The organism is Gordonia rhizosphera NBRC 16068, assembly GCF_000298195.1.
Classification (GTDB): domain Bacteria; phylum Actinomycetota; class Actinomycetes; order Mycobacteriales; family Mycobacteriaceae; genus Gordonia; species Gordonia rhizosphera.
This window is the reverse complement of record NZ_BAHC01000166.1, coordinates 1-13,267: the sequence shown is the minus strand read 5'-3', so window position 1 is coordinate 13,267 and position 13,267 is coordinate 1. Positions and strand designations below refer to the sequence as shown.

Genomic DNA, 13,267 nt, shown 5'->3' with positions numbered 1-13,267 from the left:
GAGCCCGGTCAGCAGCTGCAGCGCGACCAGGAGCAACAGCAGACCACCCGCGCCCTGCAGCGCCGGAATACCGATGTGCAAATAGTTCAGGACGGCCTTGCCGCCGATTGCGAACGCGCTGATCACCAGCAGACTCACGAGCGGTGCCTGCCATGCCGCGCGGCGGCGGTACTCCGGCGACCGATGACCGACGAGGCTCAGGAACAGCGGAATCTGACCCGGTGGATCCATGATCACGATGAGCGTGATGAGGGTGGTTGTGTAGACCGTCGGGTCGAAGGGCACCCGGTGATCTTACGAGTAGCATCCCACTCGTGCCCTCGATGCCTCACCTGCGACCCGGCGGTTTCGTGACGCCGCGCCGCGAGAAGCGACCGCTGCCCCGGATCCCGGTCCCTGTGGCCCGCGCGGTTGTCGACTGTGCGGTGTACGTCGACGGGATCCGTCAACCCGGTCGCATCAGCTACACCGCGGCGATGGAGCAGGTGCGTTCCACCGGCGAGGGCTTCGTGTGGCTGGGCCTGCACGCCCCCGACGAGGAGCAGATGCAGGGCGTCGGCCGGGTCTTCGGACTGCACGAACTCGTCGTCGAGGACGCCGTCCACGCCCATCAGCGGCCCAAACTCGAGGTCTACGACGAAACCCAGCTGATGGTCCTGCGGACCGTCAAGTACGTCGAACACGAATCCATCGAGCAGGCCAGCGAGGTCGTCGAGACCGGCGAGATCCTCGTCTTCGTCGGCCCGGACTTCGTCATCACCGTGCGGCACGGTGACCACACCCATCTGTCCGGGGTGCGTCGCCGGCTCGAGGCGCGGCCCGAACGTCTGTCGCAGGGGCCGACCGCGGTCCTGCACGCCATCTCCGACCTCGTCGTCGACAGCTATCTGGCGGTGACCGAGCAGATGGAGAGTGACATCGTCGCCATCGAGGCGGCGGTGTTCGGTGTTCAGAAGCGCTGGCTCAACATCGATCCGGTCTATCTGCTCAAGCGGGAGGTCCTCGAACTGCGGCGCGCGGTCACCCCGTTGACCGGACCGCTCGCCCGCCTCACCGCCAACAATGCCCTCGTCCCCAAGGAGGTCCGGCGACATTTCCGCGATGTCGCCGATCACCTGACCACGGTCATCGACCGTGTCGTCGAGTACGACGAGCTACTGACCTCGCTGCTCGGCGCCGCGTCGGCCAAGGTCGGGATCCAGCAGAGCACCGACATGCGCAAGATCTCCGCGTGGGTGGCGATCGCGGCGGTCCCGACGATGGTCGCGGGCATCTACGGGATGAACTTCGAGTACATGCCCGAACTCGACCACCCCATGGCCTACCCGACCTTGCTGGTGGCGCTGCTGATCGCGTGTTCGTCGCTGTGGGTCGTGTTCCGCAGGCACCATTGGCTCTAGAGGTGCCGGCTCAGAGCGTCGCCCCGGCCCGATCGGTGGCCATCACGTCGATCCCGGCTTCCCGCCAGGCCTCGCGCAGGGCGTCGGCGCCCTTGAGTCGCACCCACGCCGCCTCATTCGCCGTGATCGGGACGGCCCGCAGGAAGCGGACCGGGTCCATCGGTGCGGGCAGGTCGAGATCGGCGAGTTCGTCGCGTTCGACGAGCACCGCGGTACACACCGTGCCATCCCACAGGGGTTCGCCGAGGTCGATGAGCGCGTCGTCGGTGACGATCAGACCCTCCACGGCGGGGGCCGCGGCCAACGTGGCCATCCGACGGTGCAGGCCGGGTGTCGGTGCCCCCGCGCGCAGCCGGACGACGAGTTCGGCACGCGGTCCGCGAACGGGGTCGGGGTCGATCTCGTTCGGGTCCGACATGGGGTGCCGCGCGCACCCCACCGTCACGTACACGACGTCCCCGCCGACGACGAACCTCAGAACATCGATCGGTTCGGCACCGAGGAAGGTGACCGACGCCCGCTGTGGCGCGGTCCCGAAGGTCTCGGCGAGATGTTCCTCGATGCGCCCGGTGACACGCTCCTGCACGCCATCAACCGTAGGGCACCGCCAGATCGCCAAACGAGGAGACCCGGCCCCTCAGGCGATAATCTGAACGGATGGTGCGGGTGTTGGCGGTGGCCGACGAGGTCGTGGACTCACTGACCTTCGGCGTCGGTCTGGACGGGCGGCCGGAGCTGATACTTGGGGCCGGCGACCTGCCGTTCTCTTACCTCGAGGTGCTCTCCGGCCTCTGCAACGCGCCGGTCGTCTTCGTCCCCGGCAACCACGACCGCGACCTGAGCGGCTATCGGGCCGGCCGCACCGGGTGGATGCGCGCCGGGCTGCCCAGTGACGACCCCGGCCCCCGGGGCGCGATCAATGCCGACCAGCGCACCGTCACGGTCGCCGGTCTGCGGATCAGCGGTCTGGGCGGATGCCGACGCTACAACGACGGCCCCAACCAGTACACGGAACTGCACCAGCGGATGCGTTCCTGGCGGCTGACCTGTTGGCGCCCGACCCCCGACATACTCCTGACCCACAGTCCGGCTCGCGGCGTCGGTGACGACGACGACCCGCCGCATCGCGGGTTCGACTGCTACCACGGGCTGGTCCGGTCGTTGCGTCCGGCGCTTCTCGTGCACGGTCACGTGCACCCCTTCGGCTCCAAGCCGCCCGACCGGCCGATCGGCGACACCACGGTGTCGATGAATGTGGTCGGCTACTGCGAGTTCGACATCGACCCCGCCACCGGCGAGTTCGAGGTCATCAGGCGGCGTCATGGCGCGTGACACCGGTTTCCCCGACGCGGACGCGGAGAACGATTTCAGCCGCATGCGACGGTCGGCCGAGATGGCAAGGCTGGCAGCGTGGTTCACCCGACAACCCGCGGATGTGAACACCATCCTGCCCTTCGACGAGGTGGTGGCCGCACTCGGACGCACCGGTGAGACCCAGCTGGGGCTGCAACAGGTCGAGGTCGCCTCGATCGTCGGAAGTGTGGATCGCACGAAGGATTTCGACCGATACTTCCGACCGAGGTCCTCGCGCCTCCGCGAACGCTGGCAGCGGCTCGCGGCTGCCCAGCGACGCGGTGAGTCGGTGCCACCGGTTTTGCTATACCGAATCGGCGCAATGCATTTCGTCATCGACGGGCATCATCGCGTGTCCATCGCGATCGCCCGTCACCTGCACATCATCGATGCCTACGTCACCGAGATCCGCACCCGGATTTCGCCGGAGGGCATCAACGCGACGTCGGACCTGATCATGAAGGACCACCGCCGACTGTTCCTGTCCCGGGTGCCGCTGACCGGTGTCCAGGCCGATGCCATTCGTGTCTCCGACCCGTTCGACTACGCCGAACTCGCGGAGAACGTGGAGGCGTGGGGATTCCGGCTCTCCCAGGAGGTCGGCGAATACCTCAGCCGCGTCGAGGTCGCGCGCCGGTGGTTCGGTGAGGAGTTCCTACCGGTCGTGCGCATGGCGCGCCGCGCCGACGTCCGCCCTGACCTCACCAGCGACGCCGAACTCTACCTCTGGCTGTCCTGCGAGCGATATCGACTGGTACGCAAGCACATCTGGGACGACGACATCCTGCGCGAACTCCACGACCAGTCTCGTCGGCGACGGCGGTGAGTCAACACAAAGAGGAGTGATCTCGGAACGCCACTCACTCCGTTCGCGGCTACTCGATCAGCGAGAGGTGGGGGCCACCCGATCAACGAGAGGGTGCGGGCTACGAGATCAACGAGAGGGTGCGGGCCACCCGATCAGCGAGAGGGTGCGGGCCACCCGATCAGCGAGAGGGTGCGGGCCACCCGATCAGCGAGAGGGTGCGGGCCACCCGATCAGCGAGAGGGTGCGGGCCACCCGATCGGCGGGAAACGATTCAGCTCAGTCGCAGATTCGCCCCGGACGACTGGTCGAATACGGCGACCTTGGCCGGGTCGTAGAAGAACTCGGCGTTGCCGCCCCGCGAGATCTGCGACTCCGGTGACACGCGCGCGATCATCTGTCCACCACCGATGTCCACGCCACCCGCGTCGGCCGACAGCTCGGCGAGTGCGTCGCTGGTGGCATGCGGAGTGTCGATGGTGAAGTAGACGTAGTTGTCCGACCCCATCGACTCGATCACGTCGACGTTCGCGGTGAACGTGCCGCCGCCGTCGCGGGCGGTGGCGTCGACGAGCGCCGCGTCCTCGAGGTGTTCGGGACGGATACCGATGAGCAGGTCGCCGCTGCTCTGTGCGCGTTGGGCATTCGCGACGACCTGCTGATGGTCGGGGATGATCACCGTGCCGATCGGTGTCTCGACACCGTCGCTGCCGAGGCGACCGGGTAGGAAGTTCATCGCCGGCGAACCGATGAAGCCGGCGACGAAGAGGTTGGCCGGGTGGTTGTAGAGCTCCTGAGGCTTCCCGACCTGCTGAACGTATCCGCCGCGCAGCACCACCACCCGATCGCCGAGCGTCATCGCCTCCGTCTGGTCGTGGGTGACGTAGACGGTGGTGGTGCCCAGGCGATTCTGCAGCCGAGCGATCTCGGTACGCATCTGAACGCGGAGTTTGGCATCGAGGTTCGACAGCGGCTCGTCCATCAGGAATGCCTTGGGCTGGCGGACGATTGCGCGTCCCATCGCGACGCGCTGACGCTGCCCGCCGGATAGGTTCGCCGGCTTGCGGTCCAGATAGGGGCCCAGGTCGAGGATCTTGGCCGCCTCGTCGACCTTTGCCGCGATCTCAGCCTTCGGCATCTTCGCCAGCGTCAGCGGGAATGCGATGTTCTCCCGCACCGACATGTGTGGGTAGAGCGCGTAGGACTGGAACACCATCGCGATGTCACGGTCCTTGGGAGCGCGCTCGTTGACCCGTTCCCCTCCGATGCGCAGTTCACCCGACGTGATGTCCTCGAGCCCCGCGATCATGTTGAGCGTCGTCGACTTCCCACACCCCGACGGGCCGACGAGGATGATGAACTCGCCGTCGGCGATCTCCACACTGACCTCGTGGACCGCGACCGATCCGTCCGGGTACTGCTTGGTCACCTTGTCCAGAACGATGTCGGCCATGGGCTATCCCTTCACGGCGCCGGAGGTCAGCCCGGCCACGATTCGACGTTGGAAGAAGAGCACGAAGATGATGATCGGAATGGTGATCACCACAGCGGCGGCGGCGATCGACCCGGTGGGTTCCTCGAACTGACTACTACCGGTGAAGTTCGCGATCGCCACCGGCGCGGTGATCGCCCGTTCCGTCGACGTGAGCGACAGGGCCAGGAGCAGGTCGTTCCACGCGAAGATGAAGACGAGGATCGCCGCGGTGACGACGCCGGGCGCGGCCAGCGGCGCGATCACCTTCCGGAAGGCCTGCCACGGTGTGGCGCCATCCATCTTCGCCGCCTTCTCCAGCTCCCACGGGATCTCCCGGAAGAACGCGGACAGGGTGTAGATCGCCAGCGGCAACGCGAAGGTGATGTACGGCAGGATCAGGCCCGGCCAGGTGTCGAACAACCCGATCCTGCGCTCGATGTTGAACAGCGGGGTGATCAGCGAGACCTGCGGGAACATCGCGATCAACAGTGCAGCGCCGATCAGCGCCTTCTTGCCCGGGAAGTCCAGGCGGGCCACCGCATAGGCGGCCATCGTGCCGAGGACCACCGCGATGAAGGTGGTGATCAGGCCGATGCCGAGCGAGTTACGCAGCGCGCTGGTGAATGCGCTGGTGTCGAAGATCCCTTTGTAGTTGTCCCAGGTCCACTCCTGGGGGATGAAGCTGCCGTCCTTGACGCTGCCCGGCGGCTTGAACGACAGGCTGATGATCCACAGGAGCGGGATCACCGCGTACAACACCACGAGAACGTTGGCAACGGTCCACCAGACCCGGCTGGTCGTGCTGCGATTCATACCGGCCCTATCTCCCCTCGTTCTCGGAGCCGGGCGCGGCGGTACCGAAGCCCTTGATGAAGATGAAGGCGATGATCGCCACACAGATGAAGATCAGGATGCTGATCGCTGATCCGACGCCGAGGTTGAATGCCTTGAACAGGTTGTCATACCCCAACATCGACACCGAATACGTGTTGTTCGACCCTCGGGTCAGCACGTAGATGTTGTCGAAGATCCGGAATGCATCGAGGGTGCGGAACAGCAAGGCAACCAGGATGGCCGGCTTCATCAGCGGGATGATGATGCGCCACAACCTGGTCCAGGCACCCGCACCGTCCACCTCGGCGGCCTTGAGCAGATCGTCGGGGACCAGGGCGAGGCCGGCCAGCAACAGCAGGGCCATGAACGGGGTCGTCTTCCACACCTCGGCGAGCACGATGATCGCCAGCGACTGCCACTGGTGGGTCAACGGTGCGCTGCCGTCGGGCAGCAGGTTCGCCAGGTATCCGGTGTCCGGCGTCCAGGCGTAATACCAGGAGAAGGCCGCGACCACGGTGACGATGCCATACGGGATGAGCACCACCGTCCGGATGGTGCCCTTGCCGAAGATGGTGCGGTGCATGACGAGCGCGATCGCCATACCCAGGACGAGCTCGATGACCACCGACACCACGGTGATGCCCAACGTGACGAAGAAGGCCGTCCACCAGTAGTTGGAGGTCAACACCGCCCAGTAGTTGTGGAACCAGACGAACTCTCGCTGTCCCGGAGCCGACAGAGTCATCTTGTTCAGCGACAGCCAGAAGGCATAGACGATGGGGTATCCGGTCACCAGGATCATCATCACTGCCGCCGGGGCGACCAGCCAGAAGGCAAGTCGACGTTCGGCCGCCTTGCCCTCACTCAGCCGGCCCGGTGCACCGCGCGAATCCGGTTTTGCGGGTGGACGGCTCGCGGTTGCCACGGCGGACCCGGACGATGCAGCGGGCGCCGGAGCCGCCGACGCGGCGGACGACGATGGCGGGGTCCACGCCGAGGCATCCGCGGCGGGACTCTGCGCGGGTGTCACGGTGGGCGGACGAACCGACGGTTCCCGTGGCGGGCCGTCGTTTCCCGGCATCGAGTGCCGGCCCGGGCGCGTCCCCGGGTCGTCGTTGTCTCCGGTTGTCATGGGATCAATCCCTCCCCGTCGATCGCCTTCTGCACCTGTTCGGCGAGCTGGTCAACCAGCACCTCCGGATCCCAGGCACCCACCGGACTCAGCTTGGCCGTGAGCAACGTCGAGATCGACTGGTATACCGGCGAAGCCGGCCGCAGCGCGGCGGTCGAGGACTGCAACTGTGCCCGGATGTCGTCGCCCATCGGATACGCGGCCTTGAAGTCGGGATCGTCGTAGAGCGCGGCGATCGTCGGCGGCGTACCACCCTCCACCGAATACACCTTCTGCGCGTCACGGTTCGTCAGACACGCCGCGGCCTTGAACGCGAGATCCTGCTGTTCCGAAGTACTCGCCACCGCGATGTTGACGCCGCCCAGGGTGCTCTTCGTCTGCAGGTCCGGACTGACGCCCGGATACAGCGTGAAGTTGAACCTGGTGCGCACCAGGTCGTTCACCGGACCGAGTTCGCTGTCGGCGGGCGGGTTGTTCGGGTCGGCGAACATCGGACCGTACTTGGTCATCTCCGGGAAGAACTCCACATCCCCGGCCGCGGCGTTGCTCCGGATGGACGAGAACACGAACGGCCAGTTGAGTTCGAAGGCCGCCTTGCCGTTCTCCATCCCGAGTCGGGCCGAGGACTCGTCGGAGTTCGTGATCGACGGATCGTGTCCCGGCGCGGTCGCCACCGCCTTCAGAATGCGAAGCGCCTCAACGGTTGCCGCCCGATGGGCGGGCGTATCGTTCAGGGTGACCTTGTTCGGATCGTCCGGATCAACCACCTGCCCACCGGCGCTGGCGAGTACCGAGTTGAACCACACCATCAGGCCCTCGTACTGCTTGCCCTGCACCATGATGTAGCTCGGTCCGCCCTTGGCCATGATCTTCTCGGTGTCGGAGAGGATCTCGTTCCAGGTGGTCGGCGGGGTGGTCTTACCCAAGTACTCGCGCAGCAGATCCGGCCGATACCAGAGCAACTGGGTGTTGGTCCAGGTCGGGATCGCATAGAGACGCGGCTCGGTGTCGTCGGGGGTCTTCCACATCGCCGTCTCGCGCGGACCGCCGAGGACCTGTGCGGCGACCTGGGCCGACAGATCGTCGGGAACGGGCACCATCCAACCGGCGTTGGCGAATTCGGCGGTCCACACGACATCCATGCCCATGAGATCCAGGCTGTGGTCGTTGCCGGACAGGCGACGCGCCAGCTGCAATCGCTGGTCGTCGGCCGATTTCGGCAGTGGTGTGGTGACGATCGTGTACTCGCCATTGGATTCGGCCGAACACTTCTGACCGACCTTGTCGATGAACGCGGCACCATCGGCCGGTGGGTAGATATTGATGACCCGCGGGGTATATCCCGATCCGCAGGCGCTCACGATCGGCAGCGCGACAGCGATCGCGGCGACCGCCGCCGCGACTTTTCGCTTTCTGCCCCTTGGCGATCGACCGTACTCGGAACTGCCAGCCCGAAACCGCACGCAGCCTCCTCGATGTCGTTCGCGGTGCAAGACAACGAGGCCGCACCGGTCAGCGTCTGCTGCGTAACGTTATATGTCACAGATCGTGACATGCAACACATTCGGCATGGCCGTGCCAGAACGTGGGGGAATCGTGATCTGCGTGGGACCAGGCGCGGAGTACAGGGAGCCGGAGGTGCCGGAGGTGTCAGCTCCTCCCGAGCCTGCTGAGCATGTCGCGGGCACGCTCGGCGCTGCGCGGATCACACAACACGTCGTAGCGACCGGCGACCAGCTGCATCGTCGACGCGAAGTCCCGCTGTCCTCGGGTCGCGGCGTAGGGAATGGTCGTCGAGATCAGACCGAACACGATGCCGCCGACGAGGCCGAAGACGATCGGGACCACCCCGGCCCCCACGACGACCAGCGAGACGAGCAGACCGAAGAACAGGCCCAGCCAGGCCCCCGAGACGACCCCGCCGCCGATCACCTTGCCCCAGGTGAGTCGGCCGATGACCCGCTCCACCTGCATGAGGTCCACCCCGACGATCGTGACGTCCTGGACGGTGAAGTTCTCGTCCGAGAGGTAGTCGACCGCACGCTGGGCCTCCGCGTAGGTGCCGTACGAGCCGATCGGCCAGCCCTTGGGCGGGGTCGGCAGTCCGGGCGTCTCACGGCCGGGCCGCAAGGGGTTGGTCATGTGGAATCCTCACTGGGTTGCCGGCGCCGCGGCACCGGATCGGCCACACCCGGCGCCCGCCGGGATGTACACGGTTGTTCCCAGGATGCCACTACCCTTACTCCCATGGCGGCGGTGAGCAAGGTGTTTGTGGCCAGACTGGTCGGCTTGGCCGTGCTCGGACCCGACGGCGAATCGATCGGCCGCGTACGCGACGTGGTGGTCGCCATCCGAACCTCTGGACAACAGCCCCGTGCGCTCGGGCTCGCCGTCGAACTCACCACCCGTCGACGGATCTTCGTCCCGATGCTGCGGGTGACGTCGATCGAACCCCAGGCGGTCACGCTCAACACCGGAACGGTGAGCCTGCGTCGGCTCCACCTGCGACCGGGCGAGGCCCTCGCGATCGGACAGATCCTCGATTCGCGCGTGCAGGTGGACGATCCCGATCTCCCCGACCTCGCCGGTGTCGACGTCACGGTCATCGACCTGGGGATCGAACGGACGCGCACGCGCGACTGGGTCGTGTCGCGCGTCGCGGTCCGAACCGGCCGAAAAGGTCTCCGGCGCCGGGGCGAAACGCACGTCGTGCAGTGGGAGCAGGTCCGCGGACTCACCCCGAGCGCGTTGGACCTGCCCGGACAAGGGGTCGCCCGGGCGTTGATGCAGTTCGAGAAGATGCGTGCGGCCGACGTCGCGAACGCGCTGCGCGAACTGCCGCCGAAGCGCCGTGACGAGATCGCCGCTGCGCTCGACGACGAGCGACTCGCCGATGTGCTGCAGGAACTCCCACCCGACGACCAGACCGAACTGCTCAACCACCTCGGCCGCGATCGTGCCGTCGACGTCCTCGAGGCCATGGATCCCGACGACGCGGCGGACCTGCTCGGCGAACTCCCCGACGCCGAGGCCGAATCCCTCCTCGAGAGCATGGATCCCGAGGAATCCGAACCGGTCCGGCGCCTCCTCACGCATTCGCCCGACACCGCGGGTGGCCTGATGACATCCGAGCCGATCATCGTCACCGCGTCCACGACCGTCGCCGAAACGCTTGCCCGCGTACGCAATCCGGATGTCCCGCCGGCCGCAGCGAGTCTGGTCTTCGTGGTGCGGCCGCCGACGGCGACCCCCACCGGCAAGTACCTCGGCTGTGCACATCTGCAGGCCCTGTTACGCGAGCCCCCGGCCAACATCGTCGGCGGCATCCTCGACACCGACCTGTCGCATCTGAGCCCGGAGGACTCCCTCGAGTCGGTGACCCGCTACTTCGCCACCTACAACCTGGTTTGTGGGCCCGTTGTCGACGAAGAGGGCCACCTGCTCGGCGCGGTCAGCGTGGACGACCTTCTCGACGAACTACTCCCCCGAGACTGGCGTGAGACCGAACCCGAGGACGAGAGCCCGCAGGACGCGGTCTCCGGCTCCGGCACCTCCGCGGGAGCGGGTGCGTGAGCACCGACCAGCCCGGCCGGCGGTTGGACACCCCCCGGCAGCGCCGAGGACCGTCGTTCAACCTCGACTCGGACATCGTCGGGGTGTATAGCGAGCGTGTCGCTCGTTTCCTGGGCACCGGACGCTATCTCGCCATCCAGACCGTCGTGGTGATCGTCTGGATCGCGCTGAATCTCTTCGCGGTGTCGTTGCGCTGGGACCCGTACCCGTTCATCCTGCTGAATCTGGCGTTCTCCACCCAGGCGGCCTACGCGGCACCGCTGATCCTGCTCGCCCAGAACCGCCAGGAGAACCGCGACCGGATCGCCCTGGACGAGGATCGTATGCGCGCCGCGCAGACCAAGGCCGACACCGAGTTCCTCGCCCGCGAGCTCGCCGCGGTGCGACTCGCCGTGGGCGACACGGTAAGCCGCGACTACCTGCGCAAGGAACTCGACGACCTGATCGACGAACTCTCCGAGCGACTCGGCGGGAACCGGGCCGACGCTCCCGACGACGATACGGACTCCGGTCACCGACACCGGAGATGACCGCGAACACACCGCAAATCCACCGTCATCTGCCCGTCACCGGGTGGTCAGCTGCCGGTCGTGAGGAATTGCCAGGATCCCCTTTGGGACGGTCAGCCCAAATGTATCGTAGGTCACATATCGGCCGTTCACTCCGTTGAGTGCGGCCGATCTGGTGGATCGGGGAGTTCGGGGGGCGGACAGGTGCGCGATCGAGAACGACTGAGCCGGTGATCAGCCTGTGGACACCGGTGGGAGGGCGACCGGCAATGGCGACGACCGTTCGGGTGGGGATCGGCCGGTGAGTCGCTCCGTGTTCCGACGCCCCCGTCTCAACCGTCGTGTGCTATCCGCCGGCACCGGCGGCCTGCTGGTCGGTGCCCTGGTCTTCGGGGCCACCACGGCCAGCGGCGCGAACAGCGCGATCTCCGTCACCCCCACACCCGAGCCGACCGTCATCGCCGCCGCGGCCGACATCGTGCCCGGAGATCCGGTCAGCCTGCTGGGCTTCGCCCCGCCGCCCAAGAAGGTCGCTCCCCCACCACCGCAGCCGCAGTTCCGCATCAGCGCCGATCTGCCGAGCGGTCCTCTGGGTATCCCGGGCGTGGTGCTGCAGGCCTACAAACTCGCCGCGAACCGGATGGGCGCGGAGAGCCCGCAGTGCAAGCTGCCGTGGTTCCTGCTCGCCGGCATCGGACGCATCGAGTCCAACCACGCCTCCAACGGCTCCGTCGACGCATACGGGAACACGATCAACCCGATCCTGGGCCCGGTGCTCGACGGTTCCCTGCCCGGCAACGCGGTGATCAGCGACGGCCAGGGCGGACATGCCCGGGCGATGGGGCCGATGCAGTTCATCCCCGGCACGTGGGCGGCATGGGGATCCGACGCGAACGGGGACGGCAGGTCCGACCCGCACAACATCTTCGACGCCACCTACGCCGCGGGTCGCTACCTGTGCGCCGGGATCACCGACATCACGGTGCACAGCAACGAGGTGAGTGCGGTGTTCCGCTACAACCATTCGATGGAGTACGTCGCGAACGTGCTGGCCTGGGCCGCGGCGTACGCGACCGGCGTGATGCCGACCAACCCGATCCCGGAGCCCAAGCGCAAGGCCGACAAGTCCTCGTCGAGCAAGTCCTCCAAGCCGAAGAAGCCGTCGTCGTCGGCGCCGGAGGAGAGTTCGCCGGAATCGTCGACACCGCAGACGACCACACCGACACCTCGTCAGACCTGTATCGGCGTCATCTGCCTGCCGCCTGACCTGATCCCACCCCAGCTGCTGCCACCGCAACAGAAGCAGCTGCAAACCACACCCAAGAAGAAGGCCCCCACGACCAGCCGGACACCCGCGCCGAAGTCGGGTGCGAGCACCGTCGCACCCACACCCAAGCAGGTACCGGCCCGCAACTAGCCGGCGGCTAAGCTGGCGGTGATGACTACCGGAGCCCTACCCACCGAATCGGCGGTCCGCGCCGCCCTCAGCAAGGTCGATGACCCCGAGATCGGCAAACCCATCACCGACCTGGGGATGGTCAAGTCCGTGGCGGTCAACGACGACGCGAGCGTGGACGTCACCGTCTACCTGACCACCTCCGGCTGCCCGATGCGCACCGAGATCTCGGGGCGTGTCGAACGGGCGATCGCCGATGTCCCGGGCGTCGGCACGGTCCGTGTCGACCTCGACGTCATGAACGACGAACAGCGCACCGAACTACGCAAGAAGCTGCGCGGCGACAAGGCCGAACCGGTGATCCCGTTCGCCCAGCCGGGCTCGCTCACCCGCGTCTACGCGGTCGCCTCCGGAAAGGGCGGCGTCGGTAAATCCAGTGTCACGGTCAACCTGGCGACAGCGCTGGCCGAGCGCGGCCTGAGCGTGGGTGTCCTCGACGCAGACATCTACGGACACTCGGTCCCCCGCATGCTCGGCAGCGACGCGAAACCGACCCAGGTCGAGCGCATGATCATGCCGCCGATCAGCCACGGCGTGCGGTTCATCTCCATCGGCCAGTTCACCGACGGCAACACCCCGGTCACCTGGCGCGGGCCGATGCTGCACCGTGCCCTCCAGCAGTTCCTCGCCGACGTCTACTGGGGTGACCTCGACATCCTGCTGCTCGACCTGCCGCCGGGCACCGGCGACGTCGCGATCTCGATCGCGCAGTTGATCCCGGGCGCAGAGAT

14 protein-coding genes are annotated in these 13,267 nt (G+C 66.8%); 7 read left to right on the top strand and 7 right to left on the bottom strand.

Translation table 11 applies throughout. From position 1 onward, the window contains the following. On the bottom strand, positions 1 to 285 hold a 285-nt coding region (locus tag GORHZ_RS20365; protein ID WP_006336340.1), incomplete at its 3' end, for a MarC family protein. Between the two features lie 38 nt (positions 286 to 323). Between GORHZ_RS20365 and GORHZ_RS20360 the strand changes: the two genes are divergently transcribed. Next, positions 324 to 1,400 carry a magnesium and cobalt transport protein CorA gene (locus tag GORHZ_RS20360; RefSeq protein WP_085948725.1) on the top strand — a complete coding sequence of 359 codons (1,077 nt, stop codon included), beginning with the start codon at positions 324 to 326 and terminating at the stop codon, positions 1,398 to 1,400. A 10-nt stretch (positions 1,401 to 1,410) separates the two neighbouring features. Here the strand turns inward: GORHZ_RS20360 and GORHZ_RS20355 are convergent, their stop codons facing one another. Beyond that, positions 1,411 to 1,986, bottom strand: a complete 576-nt coding sequence (locus GORHZ_RS20355) for a suppressor of fused domain protein (protein ID WP_006336337.1) — start codon at positions 1,984 to 1,986, stop codon at positions 1,411 to 1,413. Between the two features lie 71 nt (positions 1,987 to 2,057). Between GORHZ_RS20355 and GORHZ_RS20350 the strand changes: the two genes are divergently transcribed. Together GORHZ_RS20350 and GORHZ_RS20345 are read left to right on the top strand one after the other, a co-directional pair. Further along, positions 2,058 to 2,732 carry a metallophosphoesterase family protein gene (locus GORHZ_RS20350; protein ID WP_006336335.1) on the top strand — a complete coding sequence of 225 codons (675 nt, stop codon included), beginning with the start codon at positions 2,058 to 2,060 and terminating at the stop codon, positions 2,730 to 2,732. Then, the gene (locus tag GORHZ_RS20345) at positions 2,722 to 3,579 is read left to right on the top strand and encodes a hypothetical protein (protein ID WP_006336333.1); all 858 of its coding nucleotides are present in this window, start codon (positions 2,722 to 2,724) and stop codon (positions 3,577 to 3,579) included. Before GORHZ_RS20350 ends, GORHZ_RS20345 begins: the two co-directional genes overlap by 11 nt. Before the next feature lie 253 nt (positions 3,580 to 3,832). On the opposite strand, the gene GORHZ_RS20340 is transcribed toward GORHZ_RS20345, so the two are convergent. The 5 genes from GORHZ_RS20340 to GORHZ_RS20320 form a co-directional block, all read right to left on the bottom strand. Beyond that, entirely contained in the window at positions 3,833 to 5,011 is a 1,179-nt protein-coding gene (locus tag GORHZ_RS20340) for an ABC transporter ATP-binding protein (RefSeq protein ID WP_006336331.1), read from the bottom strand. 3 nt (positions 5,012 to 5,014) lie between these two features. Then, the gene (locus tag GORHZ_RS20335; protein ID WP_006336329.1) at positions 5,015 to 5,845 is read right to left on the bottom strand and encodes a carbohydrate ABC transporter permease; all 831 of its coding nucleotides are present in this window, start codon (positions 5,843 to 5,845) and stop codon (positions 5,015 to 5,017) included. A 7-nt stretch (positions 5,846 to 5,852) separates the two neighbouring features. Then, positions 5,853 to 6,998, bottom strand: coding sequence for a carbohydrate ABC transporter permease (locus GORHZ_RS20330; protein ID WP_006336321.1), 1,146 nt, complete (start codon positions 6,996 to 6,998; stop codon positions 5,853 to 5,855). Continuing rightward, positions 6,995 to 8,461, bottom strand: a complete 1,467-nt coding sequence (locus GORHZ_RS20325; protein ID WP_006336320.1) for an extracellular solute-binding protein — start codon at positions 8,459 to 8,461, stop codon at positions 6,995 to 6,997. Before GORHZ_RS20325 ends, GORHZ_RS20330 begins: the two co-directional genes overlap by 4 nt. A 187-nt stretch (positions 8,462 to 8,648) precedes the next feature. Further along, positions 8,649 to 9,140 carry a YflT domain-containing protein gene (locus GORHZ_RS20320; protein ID WP_006336319.1) on the bottom strand — a complete coding sequence of 164 codons (492 nt, stop codon included), beginning with the start codon at positions 9,138 to 9,140 and terminating at the stop codon, positions 8,649 to 8,651. A 105-nt stretch (positions 9,141 to 9,245) separates the two neighbouring features. Here GORHZ_RS20320 and GORHZ_RS20315 point away from each other — a divergent pair, with 105 nt between their 5' ends. From GORHZ_RS20315 to GORHZ_RS20300, 4 genes are all read left to right on the top strand, one after another. Continuing rightward, positions 9,246 to 10,571 carry a magnesium transporter MgtE N-terminal domain-containing protein gene (locus tag GORHZ_RS20315; RefSeq protein ID WP_006336318.1) on the top strand — a complete coding sequence of 442 codons (1,326 nt, stop codon included), beginning with the start codon at positions 9,246 to 9,248 and terminating at the stop codon, positions 10,569 to 10,571. Next, entirely contained in the window at positions 10,568 to 11,101 is a 534-nt protein-coding gene (locus GORHZ_RS20310; RefSeq protein ID WP_006336317.1) for a DUF1003 domain-containing protein, read from the top strand. The genes GORHZ_RS20315 and GORHZ_RS20310 overlap by 4 nt, the downstream gene beginning before the upstream one ends. Positions 11,102 to 11,381: 280 nt before the next feature. Then, a complete protein-coding gene (locus GORHZ_RS20305; protein ID WP_040532684.1) occupies positions 11,382 to 12,497 on the top strand; it encodes a lytic transglycosylase domain-containing protein in 1,116 nt (371 codons plus the stop codon). 21 nt (positions 12,498 to 12,518) lie between these two features. Next, positions 12,519 to 13,267: P-loop NTPase (locus GORHZ_RS20300; protein ID WP_006336315.1), on the top strand; the 749-nt coding region annotated here is incomplete at its 3' end.